At 30.5% G+C, this 20,414-nt stretch carries 18 protein-coding genes and 2 pseudogenes; 3 read left to right on the forward strand and 17 right to left on the reverse strand.

Annotated features, from left to right (window positions below; genetic code table 11):
* Nucleotides 1–161 precede the first annotated feature (161 nt).
* The gene (locus bcCo53_RS06400) at nucleotides 162–533 is read left to right on the forward strand and encodes a hypothetical protein (protein WP_246938426.1); all 372 of its coding nucleotides are present in this window, start codon (nucleotides 162–164) and stop codon (nucleotides 531–533) included.
* Between the two features lie 8 nt (nucleotides 534–541).
* Nucleotides 542–1,192 (forward strand): variable large family protein, encoded by a 651-nt coding sequence (locus tag bcCo53_RS06405; RefSeq protein WP_246938431.1) that lies wholly within the window; start codon nucleotides 542–544, stop codon nucleotides 1,190–1,192.
* 271 nt (nucleotides 1,193–1,463) lie between these two features.
* On the opposite strand, the gene bdr (bcCo53_RS06410) is transcribed toward bcCo53_RS06405, so the two are convergent.
* From bdr (bcCo53_RS06410) to bcCo53_RS06485, 16 genes and pseudogenes are all read right to left on the reverse strand, one after another.
* Entirely contained in the window at nucleotides 1,464–1,781 is a 318-nt protein-coding gene (bdr, locus tag bcCo53_RS06410) for a Bdr family repetitive protein (RefSeq protein ID WP_028328287.1), read from the reverse strand.
* A gap of 218 nt (nucleotides 1,782–1,999) precedes the next feature.
* Nucleotides 2,000–2,860, reverse strand: a complete 861-nt coding sequence (locus bcCo53_RS06415) for a complement regulator-acquiring protein (RefSeq protein ID WP_025408971.1) — start codon at nucleotides 2,858–2,860, stop codon at nucleotides 2,000–2,002.
* A 599-nt stretch (nucleotides 2,861–3,459) separates the two neighbouring features.
* Nucleotides 3,460–4,017, reverse strand: a pseudogene (locus tag bcCo53_RS06420) (P12 family lipoprotein); the annotation flags it as partial.
* A gap of 32 nt (nucleotides 4,018–4,049) precedes the next feature.
* Nucleotides 4,050–4,397 (reverse strand): hypothetical protein, encoded by a 348-nt coding sequence (locus tag bcCo53_RS06425; RefSeq protein WP_246938427.1) that lies wholly within the window; start codon nucleotides 4,395–4,397, stop codon nucleotides 4,050–4,052.
* Between the two features lie 413 nt (nucleotides 4,398–4,810).
* A complete protein-coding gene (locus tag bcCo53_RS06430; protein WP_155806450.1) occupies nucleotides 4,811–4,975 on the reverse strand; it encodes a hypothetical protein in 165 nt (54 codons plus the stop codon).
* A 144-nt stretch (nucleotides 4,976–5,119) separates the two neighbouring features.
* The gene (locus bcCo53_RS06435) at nucleotides 5,120–6,157 is read right to left on the reverse strand and encodes a variable large family protein (protein ID WP_025408969.1); all 1,038 of its coding nucleotides are present in this window, start codon (nucleotides 6,155–6,157) and stop codon (nucleotides 5,120–5,122) included.
* A gap of 135 nt (nucleotides 6,158–6,292) precedes the next feature.
* Nucleotides 6,293–7,330: a variable large family protein gene (locus bcCo53_RS06440; RefSeq protein ID WP_025408968.1), complete on the reverse strand. Its 1,038-nt coding sequence runs from the start codon at nucleotides 7,328–7,330 to the stop codon at nucleotides 6,293–6,295.
* A 126-nt stretch (nucleotides 7,331–7,456) separates the two neighbouring features.
* Nucleotides 7,457–8,515, reverse strand: a complete 1,059-nt coding sequence (locus tag bcCo53_RS06445; protein ID WP_038365149.1) for a variable large family protein — start codon at nucleotides 8,513–8,515, stop codon at nucleotides 7,457–7,459.
* 145 nt (nucleotides 8,516–8,660) lie between these two features.
* Entirely contained in the window at nucleotides 8,661–9,749 is a 1,089-nt protein-coding gene (locus bcCo53_RS06450; protein ID WP_246938428.1) for a variable large family protein, read from the reverse strand.
* Between the two features lie 145 nt (nucleotides 9,750–9,894).
* Nucleotides 9,895–10,983 carry a variable large family protein gene (locus tag bcCo53_RS06455; protein ID WP_246938429.1) on the reverse strand — a complete coding sequence of 363 codons (1,089 nt, stop codon included), beginning with the start codon at nucleotides 10,981–10,983 and terminating at the stop codon, nucleotides 9,895–9,897.
* A 119-nt stretch (nucleotides 10,984–11,102) separates the two neighbouring features.
* Nucleotides 11,103–12,152 carry a variable large family protein gene (locus bcCo53_RS06460; protein ID WP_028328284.1) on the reverse strand — a complete coding sequence of 350 codons (1,050 nt, stop codon included), beginning with the start codon at nucleotides 12,150–12,152 and terminating at the stop codon, nucleotides 11,103–11,105.
* Between the two features lie 222 nt (nucleotides 12,153–12,374).
* Nucleotides 12,375–13,037 (reverse strand): Vsp/OspC family lipoprotein, encoded by a 663-nt coding sequence (locus tag bcCo53_RS06465; protein ID WP_028328283.1) that lies wholly within the window; start codon nucleotides 13,035–13,037, stop codon nucleotides 12,375–12,377.
* A 128-nt stretch (nucleotides 13,038–13,165) separates the two neighbouring features.
* Entirely contained in the window at nucleotides 13,166–14,203 is a 1,038-nt protein-coding gene (locus bcCo53_RS06470; protein WP_028328282.1) for a variable large family protein, read from the reverse strand.
* 127 nt (nucleotides 14,204–14,330) lie between these two features.
* The gene (locus tag bcCo53_RS06475) at nucleotides 14,331–14,594 is read right to left on the reverse strand and encodes a variable large family protein (RefSeq protein WP_281171783.1); all 264 of its coding nucleotides are present in this window, start codon (nucleotides 14,592–14,594) and stop codon (nucleotides 14,331–14,333) included.
* A gap of 24 nt (nucleotides 14,595–14,618) precedes the next feature.
* Nucleotides 14,619–15,077, reverse strand: a pseudogene (locus bcCo53_RS06480) (variable large family protein); the annotation flags it as partial.
* 393 nt (nucleotides 15,078–15,470) lie between these two features.
* Nucleotides 15,471–16,733 (reverse strand): hypothetical protein, encoded by a 1,263-nt coding sequence (locus bcCo53_RS06485; RefSeq protein ID WP_246938430.1) that lies wholly within the window; start codon nucleotides 16,731–16,733, stop codon nucleotides 15,471–15,473.
* Between the two features lie 709 nt (nucleotides 16,734–17,442).
* Between bcCo53_RS06485 and bcCo53_RS06490 the strand changes: the two genes are divergently transcribed.
* Entirely contained in the window at nucleotides 17,443–18,996 is a 1,554-nt protein-coding gene (locus bcCo53_RS06490) for a plasmid maintenance protein (protein ID WP_025409015.1), read from the forward strand.
* Between the two features lie 507 nt (nucleotides 18,997–19,503).
* On the opposite strand, the gene bdr (bcCo53_RS06495) is transcribed toward bcCo53_RS06490, so the two are convergent.
* Entirely contained in the window at nucleotides 19,504–20,064 is a 561-nt protein-coding gene (gene bdr, locus bcCo53_RS06495; protein WP_025409014.1) for a Bdr family repetitive protein, read from the reverse strand.
* Nucleotides 20,065–20,414 lie beyond the last annotated feature (350 nt).

Here is a 20,414-nt window from a genome sequence, read left to right on the forward strand (position 1 = left end):
TAGAATAACACCCGTTAGTATATATTGGCCCCCATAACAATTTTTTGTCATAATTCATATTAAAATAACTGTTTTTGAAAAAACTATGCTCTACATTTCAATACATATAATTTAAGGAGAAATTATAATGAAAAATTTTAAAAACCTTTAGTGTTATTGCTATGATGTCTATGTTAACTAGTTGTGAACTCATTGCTGACTCTATTTCTAATCAAAATGAAATCTCATCACTAAAAACTCTAACAACAGTAGCTACAAATCAAGAAATAACAAACAAACATGACATTTCACTAGAAAACTTAACAAACAAAATAAAACAAGCTATCCAAAACATAGATACCAATAACCCATCTACAAACGAAATTATTGAAATATTCAAAAATTTTTCTATTGTTAAATTTGAACCTAATAACAAAAGAAACGAAATAGGCACTCACTTCAAAAAAACAGCAGAAGGATTAACAGTTCTTAAAAATGAATTAAAAGAAAAATTAACAATAATGATAATATCATTACAAACATTGAAAATGTAATAAATGCTATAAAAAAATTAGCTGAAACTACTGATAATAACAATATTGAAATTGGAGCAATTAATAATACAGGTACCAAAGCTGCAATTATTTCTAACAAAAAGAACGTTGAGGATATCATTAGCAAAATAAAAGATATAATCAAAATTGCAGAAGAAGCCCAAATAAACATTGAAGCAAAAACTAATAATAATATTACTGGCAATAATATTACCTCAATTGCTGCCATTAATGGTGGTGCCGGTGCCGATCTTAAAGGCGGAGGTGCTAACGAAGAAGACGTTTCCAAACTTATTGATATAATATCTCAAATTGACGCACTAGCAATGCTTAACAAAATAGCACATGCTACAACAAACGTTAATAACGGTTATATTAACGAAACCAATAACGATGCTGGTCAATTAATCGTTGGTAGAACTCTTAATACTAATGGTGTCGGTGCAAAAAGTAACGCTGACTTTGCTGCTGCTATTGCACTAAAAGCTATGAGTAAAGACGGTAAATTCGCTGGACATAAAAATGGTAATAACACTGAATATGCAAAAAATATTCAAAAAGCTGCAGCTACTGCCATTAGCAAGGTAGTAACCGCAATCGATACAATTATTATAGATATATTAAACGCTGAACTTAATAAAATTAAAACTAAATCTTAAATAAAGATAAAATTATCTAAAAAGCGCTAATATATAATAACAAATATTTATTTTAGCGCTTTTATCTAAAGCTTTTAAAAATAAATATTGAATATCTTAAGACCAATTTCACAATACCAACTAAAACCCAAATTAATTAGTAAAATTCCAAATACTATTAAAACTTAATCTAATACATCTTCAACAAAAAAAATATTGATTTTGACATAAAATTATCATTTATAATATGAACTTAAAAAGAAAAGAAAGGTTACTCTTCATTTAAAAGAGTTTATTTAAAGATTAATGTCAATAAAATTCCTACACATATAGTAATAATTGTTCCTAACATCCAATTATGCACTTTTAATGTACTCCTAAACTCCATTTTATTAATTTCTATGTCTTTTCTTACATTATCTATCTTATTATCTAAATCCTTAATATCTGATTTTAGATTTGACTCTACTTTTTCTAGTTTAAGATTAAATGTATTTTCTAAATACTCAATATCCTTATACGTTAACTCATTCCTATAGTACCTATAAGATAAATCAATAGCAATATCTCTATCAATTCCTGCTTTAATCTGCTGAAACTGCAAATCAATATGTTAAAGAATTAGCAAAGAGTATAACCATAGTTTATAAAATATAAATATGGTTATACTCTTTGCAAGAATCATAAATAATGCTAATCTATCAAATTAAATAAAACTTAATATTAAAAAGTAAAAAATAGATAAATAGCCTATTTACTTTAAACAACAAATAGGAATCTAGGTCATATTATATGACCTAGATTCCTTTATTCTCATAAAACTTAAAATTACTTAATTTTATCTATTAGAGATATAATCTTATCAGACACCCCTTGAATTCCTGGTATCTCAACTGTAATAAGATTTTTATATCTTTCACTAATATAACTTATCAATCTTTTACTGTCAGAATCAATACCTTCTTTCTTTGCTTTATAAGCTACTATAATAGCATCTACACTCTTTTTCCAAGTTAATCTTTGTAATTGAATCTCTTCAAGTTTTGATTTAATTTCTCTTAAATCATCAAGACTTAATTGATCTAATTTGTCTTTATTCTTATCTAACTTACTAATTACTCTCTCAAAGTTAAATTGAAGATATACTATTCCAGAATCCATTATATCTATAAGCCATGTACCTTTATTTTGACCATCTGTTCCTATCTTGTTAAGAATTTCTGCAAATTCCTTTATCCTTTCTTTATCGTATAATAAAGATGAATAAAATAATCTTCTTAAATCCTTATTCAAATCATCATCTAATGCCTTATTAGTAACCCCATCTGTTACTGCTTTAAACACTACTTCCTTCATACCATATTGACTTTCATCTTCAACTTCTTTCTTATCTGAATTTATTAGTCCCATACCAATATTAACATCTTTTTTAATGGCAGCTATTAATTCCTCTTTCTCATCTTTGATTACAGGACCTGCTTCTACTACCTCTTCAACAGGAGCTTTATTAACCTCTTCTGAAAAATCACCATTACTAATAATATTTTTTATTCTTTCATCTCCCTGAACACCATTGTCAACCGCTCCTACCGCATCTCTGGTTTCCCCTTTATCCAATAATTTAGAATTTACATCACATGATACTAATCCTATAATTAATAATATAAATATAAATAATTTTTTTCTCATAAACACTCTCCTTTCTTAATTAAGAATCATTATTAATTTAAAATATATACCATTTAGTCTAAAATACAAATTACTTACAGCAAAATTATTTATTTTTTCTTCATCCTTACTCTTAAGTATACATATCCCCTCTATGACTCTTTGAAAGAAAGATAAAATCTTATCATTATTGATTAATAATTCTGCTCAAACTTTCTAACAATAAATTAACATTGTAATTCTTAACCAATTATTAATTTTTATGTAGTCTATCTCTATATTTTAATTAGTAGCATGTTTATACACAGCAACTAGTGTATTCAATAATGTTAGCAAAAGTTGTTACCCTAGTGTAGTGATTTTCATTCAAATTGATAATATATCAATCCTTTTGCCCTATACAAATTAATTTAATTGAAAATCCATAACTATATAATAAAGATCTTTACAATTCAAAAAACACCTTTCAAATTTAGTTATGTCATTTATTTATATATTCTTAGGAAGACATAACTAAATTTGAAAGAACTCACTTAAATAAAATAATTTTTAAAAAAGGTCTTCCTTAAAAGGAAGACCCTCCATTCCAAACAGCAATATAAACCCGACTTTTTCTACCATCAAAGACTATCTAAAGCAGCTCTTACTGCATCAATGGGATCCTTTATATTTTTCTTTTCTCCAATTGCTCCATTTAACTTTATAACAGCAGATTCTAATTGACTTAAAGCATTTCTTGCATAGCGTTGTGAATCCCTAGATAATTGTAATAATAACCCATTGCTAACCTCTCTGAAAAAGTAACGACCACCTTTACGTGCTTCATTTTCTAACCTTTTAGTAATAGCTTCTGTTAAAGTTTCTCCAGCTTTATTAAAGAAAAATTCTGAAGATTTTAGTTCACTTATTGTACTAACAACTTGACTCATCAGTCTTTCAATATCAAGACTTATCTTTAATTGATTTTGCAATCGATTTAGTTTACTAATCTTTTCTAGATTCCCCTTATAATCCTCACTCCTCAAAGATCTTACTTCAGTCTGAATTTTAGACATTATACTATGAAAATCAACTTCTAATTGTTCATATTCATTTTTAAGTTTATGTGCATCCTCAATTAATTTTGAGGATGATATAGAACGCTCTTTAAGAAGATTTTTTACTTTTTCAATCTCTACTTGTGCTTTCTTCTCCTCATCAGTCCTTGCGACTAAATCCTCTTTTTTATCTCTATTTTTTCTTCTTGAGAATACATCCTAATCGCTGAATTATTATCATTAACAGGCTTCTCAAAAACCTCATTATTCAATCCACCAACAGGAACTACTGGAACAGCCTGCACAACTTGTTGTACTCCTTTTTCAATCCTTTTAACAATACCTACTTGTTTTTCTTTATCCTCTTGATTTTCTTCTATAGATTTTAAATTTTCTACCTTGTTATTTTCTTCTAAAAACTTTTCTCTTGCTTTGCCTAGCAATTCATTTAAAGCATTTATATCACATGATAGAAAACACAATAGTATCAACATACATATTACCAAAATGTTCTTCTTCATATTTCCCTCCGGGGATGTCAATTTATTTAATTATCAAATCTCTACATTGAAATACAATAATTATTGGTAAATATATACATTTTATTTTAAATTTCAAATAAATTAATTAAATTAATACAAATTATCGATATGACATGCTTATAAGGTCTTAAATAACTATTTAAATAAATAAAACTTATACAATACAACGAAAATATAAAAAAACAAGTTTAACATAACTGTTATAATTAGTTACATACAATTTAAACTGTTAAAATAAACAATTAACATTGACCTTTAACTGCCAAAGAATTTTACTTATATACTAAGCAAAACTAATCTCATGCAACTATCAAGATATAGTTAATAAATTAAATAATTAAAAATAATTAACTATATCCTGTTTTAGTATAAGCTTTATATCACTACCCATATCAAAAAAAGAAGTCATTATCTAAATTAGCTAGTGAGGATAAGAAGGTATTTTGATTTTTAAGGTTTTCTAATTCCTCACCAGAATTATTACAAGAAAGGAATAGAAAGATAAATAATCTTGTACAAATACTTCTTAATCTAATATTTTTAATATTTATTTTCATATATTACTACACCCTTTTAACCCTACCTTTAACTAAAGGTATTAGATAAAACAAAAGAGAAACTACTCTCATATAGAGAAACGTTTTCCTTAAATAACTTTATTATTTTGTTTGCTGATCTTTTTCCAAATTTTATTTACGTTCCTACTTAGTATTTCCAGATTCACTTGTATCTGCTGACATATCTCCTTGTTTAATTGCTGCCAATGCCTCACTTATTGCTTTTAAAGCAGTATCAACAGTATTTCTTATTGCAATTACAAGAGTGCTTAATGTCTTATTTACTGCACTTGCTGCTGCATTTTTAACTATAGCAACAGCATTCTCAGCACTAGTGTTACCAGCAAATTTACCATTCTTAGTCATTGCTCGAAGTGCTATAGCTCCTGCTACAACTGCATCATTAGCATCAGCTACAGCATTAACACTATCATGAGTGGTATTATTCTTAGCTAACGTAGCAGCTGCACCACCTTCTTTAACTATAGCTTTTAAAATGTCAGCACCAGTTACGGCTCCTACTGCTTTAGCTGCATCAGTTGCTGCTTCTTTTGCATTAGCATGAGCAGTACCAGCCTGATTATTAGCAAATAAATTACCTGCACTATCATTATTATTAGCTCTTGGAGTCTGACCATCTTTAGCTTTCAAATTATTACCAGCCTCAGGATTCCCTTTTGCAAGAACCACATTTACAATAGTCTGAATTGCCTTTATTAATTTATCAACCTCACCAGGCTTACCTCCACTATTTTTGGCCTCCATATTACCAAGTAATTCAGCACCTTCTTCAACCTTTGACGCTTCCTTAGCACCCTCTTCTATTTTTACTAATTGCTCAATAAATTGAGCAACCTTTTCTTTTACCTTTGGATAATGACCATACTTTTCTGCAACATTTTTTAACTTATCTTGAACGTTTTTCATAGTAGATTCAATTTTGCTAAAATAACCACCAATATCATCTTTTTTAGTCTCAGCTTTAATTCCTAAAGAATCAGTAACAATATCTCCAAAATAAGTAAAAACATCTAAGAAATCTTGTCTTAAATTAGCTAGTGAGGAAAAGAAGTTATTTTTATTCTCAAGTTCTTCTATTCCACTATTACAAGAAAGGAATAGGAAGATAAATAATGTTGCACAAATACTTTTTACTTTAATATTTTTAATATTTATTTTCATAAGTTATGTGCCTCTTTCTTCTCCTTTCCTTTAACTAAAAAGACTAGATACAATAAAAAAGGGAAACTACTCCTATAAAAAGCAGTGTTTCCCTTAAACGAACTTATTATTTAGTCTATTTCTTATTAATTCTAATTAGTTACTGGTTGCAATGCCTCTATCATCAGAAGTTACAGGATCGATATTAGCATTAATATTCATAACTTTTTTAACTTCTTTAAGTCCTTCATCAATTGTTTTTCTTATTGCTATTGTGAGTGTATCTAATGCCTTAGTTAACGCGCTTGTCACTGCTCCATCTAATATTTTTTTTGCCTCAGAAGCACTACTTCCATTAGCAAACTTACCCTCCTTAGCCATCGCTCTTAATGCTATACCTCCTGCTACTTCCGCATCTTTAGGAGCAGTAACACCAGAACTAGAATTCTTAGCTAGCTTAGCAGCATCACCATTATCTTTAACCATGGCTTGTAATATGTCAGCACCTGTTACTGCCCCAATAGCTTTAGCCGCGTCAGCTGCTGCTTTTTTGTCATCGGAGCCCGCACTAGCATTAGCAAATAGCTTTACTGAGCCATCACTATTCCTTTCGGTAGAGCCATCTTCAGCCTTTTTATTATCACCAGCATCGGCTTTACCTTTATCTTTAAGTACTACTCCTACAATTGATTTAATTCCTTGAACCAATTTGTCAACACCAATACCTACAGCCCCAGCAGCAGCACTAGCAGCAACATTACCAATCGGAGCAGTAGCATCAGTACCAATAGCCTCACTAACGGTCTTTGCTCCCTCAATTATCTTATCAAGTTTTTCATTTAAAGCTTTTACAGCAGCCTCAACTGTAGAAGCATTAGGATTTTCTTGATTCTTCATATCAGTAACAATATTATTAAGACCTGTCTTAACACCTTGTACAGTCTCTTGAATATTCTTAAAGTAATTTCCAACCTCAGACTTTTTAGTATTAGGATTAAATCCTAAAACACCACCAAGTGAATCTCCAAAAGAAGTGAAGACAGATAAGAAGTCATTACCTAAATTAGCAAGTGAAGAGTAAAACTGCTTTTCCCTCTGAAGTTCTTCTATCCCATTATTACAAGAAAGGAATAAAGAAATAAATAACGTTGCACAAATACTTTTTATACTAATATTTTTAATATTTATTTTCATATATTACGTGCACCCTTTTCCCCATTTTTTAACTAAGAGACTAGATATAACAAAAGGAAAACGACTCTCATATAGAGCAGTGTTTCCCTTAAATGACATTATTATCTAGTTTATTTATTTTTTTACTTATTTAGTAGCAGTACCAGATTCAGTAGTTACAGACACATCATTAGCGTTTATGTTCATAGCTTTTTTAACTTCTTTAAGTCCTGCATCAATTGTTTTTCTTATTGCTATTGTGAGCGTATTTAAAGCCTTATTTACTGCACTTACTGCTGCTCCTTTAACTATAGGCGCAACGGCACCAGAATCATTATCACTAGAACCCGCGAATTTACCACCCTTAGCCATCGCTCGCAATGCCATAGCTCCTGCTATAACAGCATCTTGCTTAGCATCGGACACATCATTTCCTGCAGCCAATTTAGCAGAGTCATCAGATTTAGACATAGCTTTTAATATGTCAGCCCCAGTTACTGCACCAACAGCTTTTGCTGCATCAGCTGCTGATTTTTTCGCATTAGCATTAGTTCCAGCATTAGTACCATTAAATAACTTTCCTGCTTCACCATCCTGATTGTTGCCACCATTTCTGTTACCAGAACCATCTGTAGCTTTTTTAACATCTCCGGCTTCAGGATTTCCTTCTTTTGTATCAAGAACCACGTCTACGATAGCTTTAATTCCATTTACTAATTTCTCAACTTCACCCTTAGAACCTGCAGCAGATGTATAAATAGCACCATTACCAAGTAACTCAGCATCAGTAATACCAATAGCATCACTAACGGTCTTAGCTCCATTAATTATATTATTAAGTGTGTCATTAACTAATTTACTTACTGCACTTTCTACTGCAGTAGCATTAGGATGGCCTTGATCCTTCATATCAGCAACAATTTTTTCAAGGTTTGTCTTAGTTGTTGTTAAGCCTTTTTCTATATTCTTAAAGTACTTACCAACATCAGACTTTTTAGTTTCAGCATTAAAAGCTAAAACACCACCAAGTGAATCACCAAAAGAAGTAAAAATAGTTAAGAAGTCATTCCCTAAATTAGCAAGTGAGGATAAGAAAGTATTTCTCTTCTCAAGTTCTTCTATCCCATTATTACAAGCAAGGAAAAGAGAAATAAATAATGTTGCACAAATACTTTTTAATCTAATATTTTTAATATTTATTTTCATATATTACGTGCCTCCTTTGATTCCATCCTTTAACTAAAGATGCTCAACATAAATAAAAGAGAAACAATGCCTTCTAAATAGAAAGCATTGTTTCTCTTAAATGACTCTATTATTTAATTATTAATAGCGTATTAATTATGATTGTTTATTTTTTAGATTCAGGAATATTTTTATCAGAAGTTACAGAAGTAGCCTCAGGATTAATTTTCATAGCTTCTTTAACTTCCTTAAGTCCTGCATCAATTGTCTTCCTTATTGCAATAGTTAATGTATTTAGTACCTTAGTTACTGCACTTACTGCTGCTCCTTTAACTGTATTAGCAACATCAATATTAGCAGTACTGTTATCATTAGCAAATTTACCACCTTTAGCCATTGCTCTTAACGCTATAGCCCCTGCTATAGTTGCATCATTTTTACTAACCATACCAGTAACTGCAGTGTCAACTTTATGCTCAGCCAACTTAGCTGACTCACCATTTTCTTTAACCATAGCTTGTAAGATATCAGCACCTGTTACTGCCCCAACGGCCTTAGATGCATCAGCTGCTGCCTTATCTGCATTAGCAGCAATAGCACCTTGATTACCAGAACTACCAAAAAGCTTTACCACATCACTAGAATTAGCGTCACGATCACTAGCAAGAGCATCAGCCTTTTTACCAGTACCAGCATCAGCACTTCCTTTATCTTTAAGTACTATGTCTACAATTGACTTAATTCCCTTTACTAAATTTTCAATATCTTTACCTTTAACTCCAGCCCCATCAGTATTACTACCACCTTTAGCAACATTAGCAATTGGTTCACTAGCATCGTTGCCAATAGCACCACTAGCAATCTCAGCTCCTTCTATTATCTTACTAAGCTTATCATCAATGAATGTTTTAACTGAAGCACTTACAGCTTCTGCATTAGGATTACCCTTATCTTTCATATCAGCAACAATTTTCTCAAGAGCTGTCTTAGTAGAAGAAACAGTATCATGAACGCTCTTAAAGTACTTACCAACCTCAGACTTTGGAGTTTTAGTATTAAACCCTAAAACACCGCCAAGTGTGTCGCCAAAAGAAGTAAAACTATCTAAGAAGTCATTACCTAAATTAGCAAGTGAGGATAAGAAAGTATTTCTCTTCTCAAGTTCTTCTATCCCATTATTACAAGCAAGGAAAAGAGAAATAAATAATGTTGCACAAATACTTTTTAATCTAATATTTTTAATATTTATTTTCATATATTACGTGCCTCCTTTGATTCCATCCTTTAACTAAAGATGCTCAACATAAATAAAAGAGAAACAATGCCTTCTAAATAGAAAGCATTGTTTCTCTTAAATGACTCTATTATTTAATTATTAATAGCGTATTAATTATGATTGTTTATTTTTTAGATTCAGGAATATTTTTATCAGAAGTTACAGAAGTAGCCTCAGGATTAATTTTCATAGCTTCTTTAACTTCCTTAAGTCCTGCATCAATTGTCTTCCTTATTGCAATAGTTAATGTATTTAGTACCTTAGTTACTGCACTTACTGCTGCTCCTTTAACTGTATTAGCAACATCAATATTAGCAGTACTGTTATCATTAGCAAATTTACCACCTTTAGCCATTGCTCTTAACGCTATAGCCCCTGCTATAGTTGCATCATTTTTACTAACCATACCAGTAACTGCAGTGTCAACTTTATGCTCAGCCAACTTAGCTGACTCACCATTTTCTTTAACCATAGCTTGTAAGATATCAGCACCTGTTACTGCCCCAACGGCCTTAGATGCATCAGCTGCTGCCTTATCTGCATTAGCAGCAATAGCACCTTGATTACCAGAACTACCAAAAAGCTTTACCACATCACTAGAATTAGCGTCACGATCACTAGCAAGAGCATCAGCCTTTTTACCAGTACCAGCATCAGCACTTCCTTTATCTTTAAGTACTATGTCTACAATTGACTTAATTCCCTTTACTAAATTTTCAATATCTTTACCTTTAACTCCAGCCCCATCAGTATTACTACCACCTTTAGCAACATTAGCAATTGGTTCACTAGCATCGTTGCCAATAGCACCACTAGCAATCTCAGCTCCTTCTATTATCTTACTAAGCTTATCATCAATGAATGTTTTAACTGAAGCACTTACAGCTTCTGCATTAGGATTACCCTTATCTTTCATATCAGCAACAATTTTCTCAAGAGCTGTCTTAGTAGAAGAAACAGTATCATGAACGCTCTTAAAGTACTTACCAACCTCAGACTTTGGAGTTTTAGTATTAAACCCTAAAACACCGCCAAGTGTGTCGCCAAAAGAAGTAAAACTATCTAAGAAGTCATTACCTAAATTAGCAAGTGAGGATAAGAAAGTATTTCTCTTCTCAAGTTCTTCTATTCCATTATTACAAGAAAGGAATAGAGAGATAAATAATGTTGCACAAATTCTTTTTACCTTAATATTTTTAATATTTATTTTCATATATTACGTGCCCTTAACTAAAGTAGTTAGATACAGTAAAAAGGGAAACAACTTCCTATCAAAAGAAATGTTTCCCTTTAATGACTTTATTATCTACTTTTCTTTTCTTAATTTTTTATTTACCTAGTAGCTCCAGATTCACTTGTTTCTGATGACATATCTCCTTGTTTAACGGCTGCTAATGCCTCACTTATCGCTTTTAAACCACTATCAACAGTATTTTTTATTGCAATTACAAGAGTACTTAATGTCTTGTTTACTGCACTTACAGCTGCACCATTTACTGCATGAGCAGATTTTTCTTCAGTATTTTTGGCTGTGAATTTACCATTTTTTGCCATCGCCCTTAATGCTATCCCTGCCGCAATAATAGCATCCTTTGTTACAGCGCTAAGGGTTTTAGTACCAGAATTTTGAGCAACTGCAATCTCTGCCGCACTGGTTACTGTATTGAGCTGTTTATTAGTACTAACATCTCCTGACTTTAATATAGCTTGCAATATGTCAGCACCAGTTACTGCTCCAATAGATGCATTTGCTGCTGCTGCCTCTGCTTCTGTTCCATCACTACCACCACTACCTTGAGCAAACAACTTACCAATTGTTTGTTGTTCTGAAGTTTTAGTCTTATTAGCCCCTGCATCTCCTTCACTCTTCTTTAAAACTACCTCAACTATTGTTTTAATTCCTTTAACAAGTGAATTAACACTTGCCACTTCCCCAGGCACAGCATCCTGACCAGCAGTAGCGCTACCAATAGCATCACTGCCTACAGCCCCTTTTGCTGCTTCCTTAGCACCTTCTGCAATCTTATCTAATGTATCGGCAACAAATTTATCAACAACTGCTTTAACTTTTTCATAATTACCATTTTCTGCCACCAAAGTATTTAATTTTTCCTTAACTTTCTTCATAGTTGTCTCAATATTAGTGAAATACTTTCCTATATCTTCTTTTTTAGTATCAACATTAATACCCAAAGTGTCAGTCACCATATCAGAAAAGGAAGTAAAAACATCTAAGAAACCTTGTCTTAAATTAGATATAGAGAGTATAGAATCCCTTTGTTTCTCAAGTTCTTCTATTCCATTATTACAAGCAAGGAATAAAGAGATAAATAATGTTGCACAAATACTTCTTACTTTAATATTTTTAATATTTATTTTCATATATTACGTGCCTCCTTTTCTTCCTATTCTTTAAACTAAATAGGCTAGATACAAATAAGAAAGGCTAAATCATTAATAGTTGCAACCTTTCAATAAGATAAAAATAAGGAAGCTAGAACAACTAAGTTCCTAACTTCCTATTTATTTGACTTTGTTTTTTTCAATTACTGACTTCCTCAGTAAAACTAACCTCAAAATAATTACCTAAATTAATTATTTTAATCAGTCATTTTGAGTAGAAGTAGTTCTAGAAGGCTCTTTAAGTTCCATCATTACAGTTTCTAATTCTTTTTTAGTAGCAGCTAACAGCTCCGCCATCGCTGAATTTAACTTAACAAGTTCCGCAACTCCTTGATCCTTAGTACCATCAGTTAAAAGTATAGCACTCTTTGCATGCACATCAGTCGCTCCTTCTTGACCAAGATTAGTATGTTGTTTTTTAATTTGCTCTATGAATGCTCGACTTGCATCTTTAGCACTAATAACCTTTGCCTTAATCGAATCAGGAGTTTCAGTTGCTTTCTCTAATTCTTTCAATTTAAACTCTATAGCCAATACCACTTGAAATGCCCCTGCAATTAACGACCCATTGTGATTATTATTACTAGTATCAAGAGTATCTGAGTTTTTAATTTTAGAACCAATAGCTTTAGCTAACTCATCTATTGACTTAACTAAAGTATTAACTTCTTTAACACCCGCTGCAAAGTCAATAGCATCTCTTATCTTTTTACTTACTTTTGTTAAATCAATTACTCTCCCATCAGCCATAGCTGCTTGCCCCTCTCTAAGCTCTGGTCCTGAATTATTACAAGAAAAGAATAGAGAGATAAATAAAATTGCACATATACTTTTTATATTTATATTTTTAATATTTATTTTCATATATTACGTGCACCCTTTTATCACACCCTTTAACTCAAAAGGAGATTAGGTACAATAAAAGGGAAACAACTCTCATATAAAGAACTGTTTCCCTTAAATCATCGTATTTACTTATTTTTTATTACTTATTACTGTCCACTAGTTGCTGTTTCCGCTGACATATCTCCCTGTTTAACTGTTGCCAATGCTTCACTTATTGTTTTTAAACCACTATCAACAGTATTTCTTATTGCAATTATAAGAGTACTTAATGTCTTGTTTACTACACTTGCCGCTACCCCATTCACTGCACCAGAAGATTTAGCATCATTCTTAGCAGCAAGTTTACCACCTTCAGCCATAGCTCTTAATGCTATACCAGCTACTAGTACTGCATCTTTATTTGCTTTATTGAGAGTTTTAGTACCAGAATTTTTATTAGTAACTGCAATTTCCGCTGCATTTTTTGCGTCTTCAATATTAGGCTGATCTTTAGCTTCTTCAGATCCAGCTATAGCCTGTAAGATATCAGCACCAGTTACAGCCCCTATTGATGCACTTGCTGCAGCCGCTATTGTTTCTGTTGCATCACCAGGAGTGTCACTAAATAATTTACCAACCGATTTCAATTCGGTATCATCTGTCTTAGTAAATGCTGGATTACCCTCACCCTTTTTTATAACTACATCAACGATTGTTTTAATCCCTTTAACAAGTGAATTAACGCTTTCAACCTTTGCAGGTGCAGCATTTTGGCCACTAGAAGCAGTAGCACCACTAATAGCATCACCTTTAACCCCTTCTGCAGCTCCCTTAGAACCTTCTTCTATTTTTGTTAATTTTTCAATAAATTTTTCAACCGCTTCTTTCACTTTTGAATAGTGTTCATTCTTAACAACTTCAGACTGCAACTTATCTTTAACTGTTTTAATAGTTGTAGCAATATCAGTGAAATATTTCCCAATATCAGATTTTTTAGTATCGGGATTAATACCTAAAGAGTCTGTGATCATATCACCAAAAGAAGTAAAAATATCTAAGAAGTTTTGTCTTAAATTAGATATAGAGAGTATAGAATCCTTTTGCTTTTGAAGTTCTTCTATTCCATTATTACAAGAGAGGAATAGAAAGATAAATAATGTCGCACAAATACTTTTTACTCTAATATTTTTAATATTTATTTTCATATATTACGTGCACCCTTTTATCACACCCTTTAACAAACACAAAAAAGGAACACTACCATCCCTAAATAAAGAATGAACTGTCTCCCTTTAATGACTTTACTATTTTGTTTACTTATCTTTGTATTATTTACTTAGTAATATTACTAGAAATAACTGAATCAACTTTAATTAAATCCTTGATCGCTTTTAAATCAAAATTAATTGTTTTCATTATAGCAAGATTCAAAGTATTTAAAGCCATTTTAATAGCACTCGCTACTGCATTCTTAATCTCATCCTTAGCATCAGTCCCATTAGAATGAGTAGCGAATTTACCATCCTTAGCCATTCCTCTTACTGCAAGAGTGCCCGCAATTAATGCATCTTTAGCAGAAGCAGTATTAGTCTTAATAAATAGATGAGTAGCACCAGTATTTTGCTGTCTTTCGGAACCATCCTCAGCCCTATTAACAGTACCAGCTGCATCACTACCTTCTTGTCGTAATACTATGCTTACTATTTCTTTGATTCCATCAATAATACTATCAACCCCAGTCAGTTTAGCAGTAATTGCACTACTATTAACAACTTTACCAACTTCATCATTAACACCTTCACCAATTGCACCAGATACCTTTTTAGATCCTAAAATTATCTTCATAAGTTTTGCATTTAAAGTTGTTACAGCCTTATCAATAGCATCAGCATTAGAATGTCTTTTAGTTTTCATCTCATCAACAATTTTTTCAAGCTTTGTTTCTGTTGTTGTTAATATTTATTCCATATTCTTAAAGTAATTTCCAATCTCAGATTTTTTTGTTTCAGCATTAAACCCTAAAACAGTACCAATCATATCCCCAAAAGAAATAAAGACAGATAAGCAGTCATTACCCAAATTAGCCCATTGAGGATAAGAACTGATTGGTCCTTCTGAAGTTTTTCTAATTCACTCTCTCCTGAATTATTACAAAAAAGGAATAGAGAAATAAATAATTTTGCACAAATACTTTTTACTATTTGCCTAATTATTAAATCAAGTATTTCTAATAACTATTTACTACTTCACTTAATTGACTACAGCAATAATATTATCAGTGACAGCCCAATATTATAATTAAGTATATTTACAATCATTGAAATGATGACCCTTAAGATATAGCGCCTACAATAGGTAAACCTTTTGTCTTATGTTTACCATAATTTTTATCTTTATATTACATACAAAAAAACAAAATATCAAAAAGTCTAATATCTATGAAAATTTCACAAATTAATTTACTAGAAAAAATTAAATTATCGGTTTCAATGTATCATTAACGTTAAGTATAAGTCTTTGTTTTTCTTTTATAATTAAACCTCTATCCATCAGGTCTGATAAATATTGCCTTATTCTATACTCAGATACATTTGTCTCTTTATTAATTTTTCTCAAAGGCTTTACTGTACGCTTATCATCTTCTAAATTAGATGAAATAAATCTAAGCACTTCTTCAACCCTTTGCAAGGGTTTTTTATATTTTCTTGAACTTAAAATTTGATGATTTTTAATCTTTTCCTTAACATTAATCCTACTTCCTGTAGGTAATGGGGCAAAGTGTAACAATTTTTGTTCATAAAATTTATGATACGCATTTTGTATTATGCAAAATACCATTGCTAAAAATATATCTAGACAAACAGACAATAATAATAATAATAATAATAATAAATAAACAAAAACTATATTAAGATAGTCATCTCTAGCAATAACAACAGATGTTCCATTTAAAACATTAGCTGCCTTAAACTTATTATTATTTATAGCAGCCCTTTCAATTAAACTGCTAAGCTTAAACCTCAAATCCTGCAAAGACTCTAAATACTCATTCCTTTGATTAAACAACTCCTTATTCTCCCTACTTGCATTCTCAATCTCTCTCATGTAATCTTGCTTCATGGTTCTATACCTATAATCCAAGCTTAAATGATTATTTTTAGCAAACTCTATGCGATCATTGTTATTCTTAATCTTAATATCAATACTAGCTATTTCACCTTCAATTATCTTATCTTTATCAAAGAGTAGCTTACGTATACCTTCCTCTTTTGCTATCTGACTCTTTTGAGTACTCAAAACAGTATCCTTAATAGTATCTTCAAACATCAGACTAAAGAAACTCTCAAAGCTCATCCATGAACTTACAGATTGCGTTATAAGTCCTATCACTAATAATACAAATATTGCTATTTTTTCTAAGTATGCAAATATTGAGGATTTAACACTACCTTCAGTAACACGCGTCCTTAATAAATAAAGAAAATACAATAATATTGAAGACGGTACTACTATAACGATTATTGTAAAAGGCAATGTGAAATAAAGCTTAGAATTACTACCAACATTATAACTTGCAAGCCCTCTATGTGAATGCAACACATTGAAGAAAAATAAAAATAAAGCAAATAATATTAACCAAATATTACGAATCAAAAATTCAAAATTAAGTCTTAAAGACTCTACAATACTAAACTCAATATTATGAGTTCTTGTTTCATTACCTTTACTGATCATCAAAGCCCTCTATCCTAATTATATTAACACACAACTCACAAACTTTTATATAACCTTGGCCACTTGTGATGAAATTATCAATTTGCGATAAACACCCCCATTTGTGATGAAATTAATTTGACGTGTATTGTTATATAAAATAAATAACTAAATATTTTTTCTACAGTAACACCATTACATGTAAGTTAAATCTCATCACTAAAGCCTACTGACTGCACCTTGGCGCTCCTTTTCAATACTTTGTACAATAATTTGAGCATCCTTTAAATAACTATTTCCATTCCAATAACAATGATATGTACTTTATCAATTTCTGATTAAGAGATAATACACTTTACTTTAACATTCTTCAAATCTTATGCCCTAACTAGTTTTGCATCCTCTAGTGTGAATTAAGTCCTTGCAATGATTTATCAAAAACACTTATTGCCTTACTTTATGATTGTTTCAGAAATTTAATCTTTGCTCTATGCTAAGTATTAAGAACTACAAAATCAACATCTAGGATATCAACACAACCACAATTATAAAAGCAGTAATTTAAATTAACAAAAGGAATATAAAATATGAAAAAAACAGAATTAAAAAAATCACCTCGACTTTAAAGCTAGTCAAGAGTGAATTTTTTATATATAATAAAATATATAAAATTCCAAAGATTCACAAATAGAGTGAAAATCCAAACTTTGGAATAAAAAACTTTAATCCTATGAATAGTGTAACAAAAGACAAAAAAAATTTCAATTCAAATAATACCAAAGACCAAATAAAGTCAATACTAAAATCACTTGTAGCATTAAATAAAGATAAAACATCTGCTGATACTAAATTTATCCGTGTATCACAAGTTAGATATCAAATAAACAGAATGTTAAGACGCAAGCTGCGCTTGTATAAAATATACTGGATAATAGCAATTAAAAATGCAAAATACAAGAAGTCGTGTGGAGTAGAAGAATATTCAGCACGTGATATCTATAATATAGTAATCAAGCTGCTGAGAAATGATGGACAAAAGACAGTATGTAAACGAACAATTGAAAGAGATATAAAACTCTTAAATGAAATGGGACTTTTAGAATCTAAAATCATAAGATTTGGTGAAAATAAGGGAAGCATGTCTTTTTATAAACAAAATATGCAGTTAGCACATTTACATAAAGACATAATCTTTAAATACCTTTTACATTTACTAAAAGAGAATTTAAGTGATAAAAAAATTGTTGGTAATTTTGATGACTCATTAGAAGAAAGCAATTTTAATTACACAAATCTAAAAAAATTTGGAATCCTATCTGAAATAGATGAAATGAATAATGAAAGTGTAATGTCGCATCGTGTCGACCCTCATGCTTTTAATAATAAAGCTAATATAAGCAATAATAAGAATTCTAAAGAATTGCTTCTTAAGCATACTAATTCAAGTAAACTAAAAAAAGAAGAGTGTAGATTTAAAAGGAATGATGTAGAGACAAGGCTAATTTGTGAACATAAAATCAGTAAAAATTATCTAAACCAAATAAAAGAATACAGTAACAACGATGCAACGTACATCAATGCCTTAATCAATCTAGAGACAGCAATAGATGAGTACCAAAGTGAATATTACATAGAAGATATTTTAGAACATTTCTTAAAACAGTTTGGTAATAGGTACAAGTATAAGATTTGGATGATGATGAAGCGTAGTGATGGAGTTATTAGCGATTATGCTCTTATTTGGGAAGGAAGGTTTAGGGATTGGTATCCCAATAAGTACAAGAGTAATTGTGCGGTTAAAGAGACTTATGGAGAGAATTTACGAATAGGAATTAAAAAAGCATCTGTTGTTAAGGAGAAAAAGGCTAAAGAGCAGTTAAATGTAGAAGAATTAAAAGAAAAAGAGATAGAAAAAGCAAAAGAAAGAGAAGAGGAAAGAAAACGAGAAGCTGATAGGCTGCAAAAATATTTAACTGGGTTATTTGAAAGAGAAGCAAAAGAAAGAGAAGAGCGACTTAGAAAGGCAAGAGAAGAAGAATTGAATTTAAAAAAGAAAGCTAGAGAAAGCATGCTTGTTACTTTGGAAAAGAGTAAGGAAAGGTGTGTTGGGTTGGATATATCAAATAATAATGGTATGGATAAGATGATAGATGCTATTTCAAATGAGGATTCTATGGTTAAATTTGCAATTAGAGATGAATTTGGTGGGTTTAAAACTACTAAGGGGATGAGTATGCTGAATTTGGGAATAATGATTAAAGATGTAGGTCAAAATGAGATTTAATTTCAAATATTTAGCAAGAGGGTCGGGGGTATAAAAAGGCACAAATTTTGGGCTCCTTATATGAGTCGTGAAGCGCAATATAAGAGGATAGATGATAGAATAATAATGAACTTTCCAATATTTAATCTTACAGATATTGACTATGAATATGTATGTATATCTTAAATATTGGGCAGAAAAAAATATATAGCTGGTTTTGAGAATTACAATTAATAGAGTTGTTGATAATTATGAATGTGAAACAATCCAAGATGTTTTGATGAGTAATATTTTGGATAGGATTTTTGAGTATTATAATAAAATATTTCTTGTTAATCTGTGAATTAAGGCTGTTGATAATTAAAGTTTGGAGTGGTGGCATTGAATCCTTAGAGGTGTGTTAGGATATAAGAAGGGAATATTTTTTGGGAGGTTGTAAGGCAAGATAACAATTACATAGAGTTAATACTATTATATAATTTATGTGAATTGTATATTCTGTACATTCACAAAATGAGTAGTGCACATTTACTTAATCAAAAAAGAGTAAATAATTCCAATTAAAGTTAAAAAAATACCTGTACATAGGCCAATTAAGGTTCCAAGCATCCAATTGTGTAATTTTAGTGTACTTTTAAGTTCCATTTTGTTTTTATCAATTTTATTATCAAGTTCATTAAATTTAGTATCAATTTTTACATTGAGATTGTTTTCTACGATATTAATTTTATTGTTTAAGTTATTTTCAACAGTATCAATTTTATTATCAAGCTCGTTAAATTTGTTATCAATTTTATTATCAAGCTCGTTAAATTTGTTATCAATTTTATTGTCAAGTTCAGTTTTGACAGCTTTAATTTCGGACTGTAAACTTGCTTCTATCTTTTGAATTTCGGATTGTAGTAGTGCCTCAACTTTTTCAAGTTTAAGGTTAAAATTAGTTTCTAGATATTCAAGGTCTTTATGAGTAAGTTCATTACGATAATACCTATAAGATAAATCGTCGGCTATATCTCTGTTAATTCCGGCTTTAATAAGTTCATTTAAGACCATTTGTCTTGTAATTCCTATTGTTTGGGGAAGTCCCATAATAATCTCCTTAATATATTATACAGTATTTCAAGAGATGATTGAATGAGTTTTTTGTACTATTTGATATTAAGAAGTAATTTTGTTAGGATTTATTTTGAATTAGTCAGAGGTAGATCTATTTATAGAAAAAAATATCAACTTTGGTATATTTTAAGTGCAACTATTGTATATTTTTGAGGCAACTATGTTCATTTTAGGTGCAACTCGTAAAAATAAAAAATGTTAATAGACAACTTTGTTCATTTTCATGGCAACTATGTATAAAAATGAGGTAACTATGTTTTTATTTGAGGAAACTTTGTTCATTATTATTGGCCAAACACTTCTATACTAAAAACAAATTATAT

Origin of the sequence: Borrelia coriaceae, from assembly GCF_023035295.1 — a bacterium.
Lineage (GTDB): Bacteria > Spirochaetota > Spirochaetia > Borreliales > Borreliaceae > Borrelia > Borrelia coriaceae.

Coding starts and splice junctions, on each gene's coding strand:
- bcCo53_RS06400 (WP_246938426.1), top strand. CDS start 162: ATGATGTCTATGTTAACTAGTTGTGAACTCATTGCTGACTCTATTTCT.
- bcCo53_RS06415 (WP_025408971.1), bottom strand. CDS start 2,860: ATGAGAAAAAAATTATTTATATTTATATTATTAATTATAGGATTAGTA.
- bcCo53_RS06425 (WP_246938427.1), bottom strand. CDS start 4,397: ATGAAGAAGAACATTTTGGTAATATGTATGTTGATACTATTGTGTTTT.
- bcCo53_RS06430 (WP_155806450.1), bottom strand. CDS start 4,975: ATGAAAATAAATATTAAAAATATTAGATTAAGAAGTATTTGTACAAGA.
- bcCo53_RS06435 (WP_025408969.1), bottom strand. CDS start 6,157: ATGAAAATAAATATTAAAAATATTAAAGTAAAAAGTATTTGTGCAACA.
- bcCo53_RS06440 (WP_025408968.1), bottom strand. CDS start 7,330: ATGAAAATAAATATTAAAAATATTAGTATAAAAAGTATTTGTGCAACG.
- bcCo53_RS06445 (WP_038365149.1), bottom strand. CDS start 8,515: ATGAAAATAAATATTAAAAATATTAGATTAAAAAGTATTTGTGCAACA.
- bcCo53_RS06450 (WP_246938428.1), bottom strand. CDS start 9,749: ATGAAAATAAATATTAAAAATATTAGATTAAAAAGTATTTGTGCAACA.
- bcCo53_RS06455 (WP_246938429.1), bottom strand. CDS start 10,983: ATGAAAATAAATATTAAAAATATTAAGGTAAAAAGAATTTGTGCAACA.
- bcCo53_RS06460 (WP_028328284.1), bottom strand. CDS start 12,152: ATGAAAATAAATATTAAAAATATTAAAGTAAGAAGTATTTGTGCAACA.
- bcCo53_RS06465 (WP_028328283.1), bottom strand. CDS start 13,037: ATGAAAATAAATATTAAAAATATAAATATAAAAAGTATATGTGCAATT.
- bcCo53_RS06470 (WP_028328282.1), bottom strand. CDS start 14,203: ATGAAAATAAATATTAAAAATATTAGAGTAAAAAGTATTTGTGCGACA.
- bcCo53_RS06485 (WP_246938430.1), bottom strand. CDS start 16,733: ATGATCAGTAAAGGTAATGAAACAAGAACTCATAATATTGAGTTTAGT.
- bcCo53_RS06490 (WP_025409015.1), top strand. CDS start 17,443: ATGAATAGTGTAACAAAAGACAAAAAAAATTTCAATTCAAATAATACC.
- bdr (WP_025409014.1), bottom strand. CDS start 20,064: ATGGGACTTCCCCAAACAATAGGAATTACAAGACAAATGGTCTTAAAT.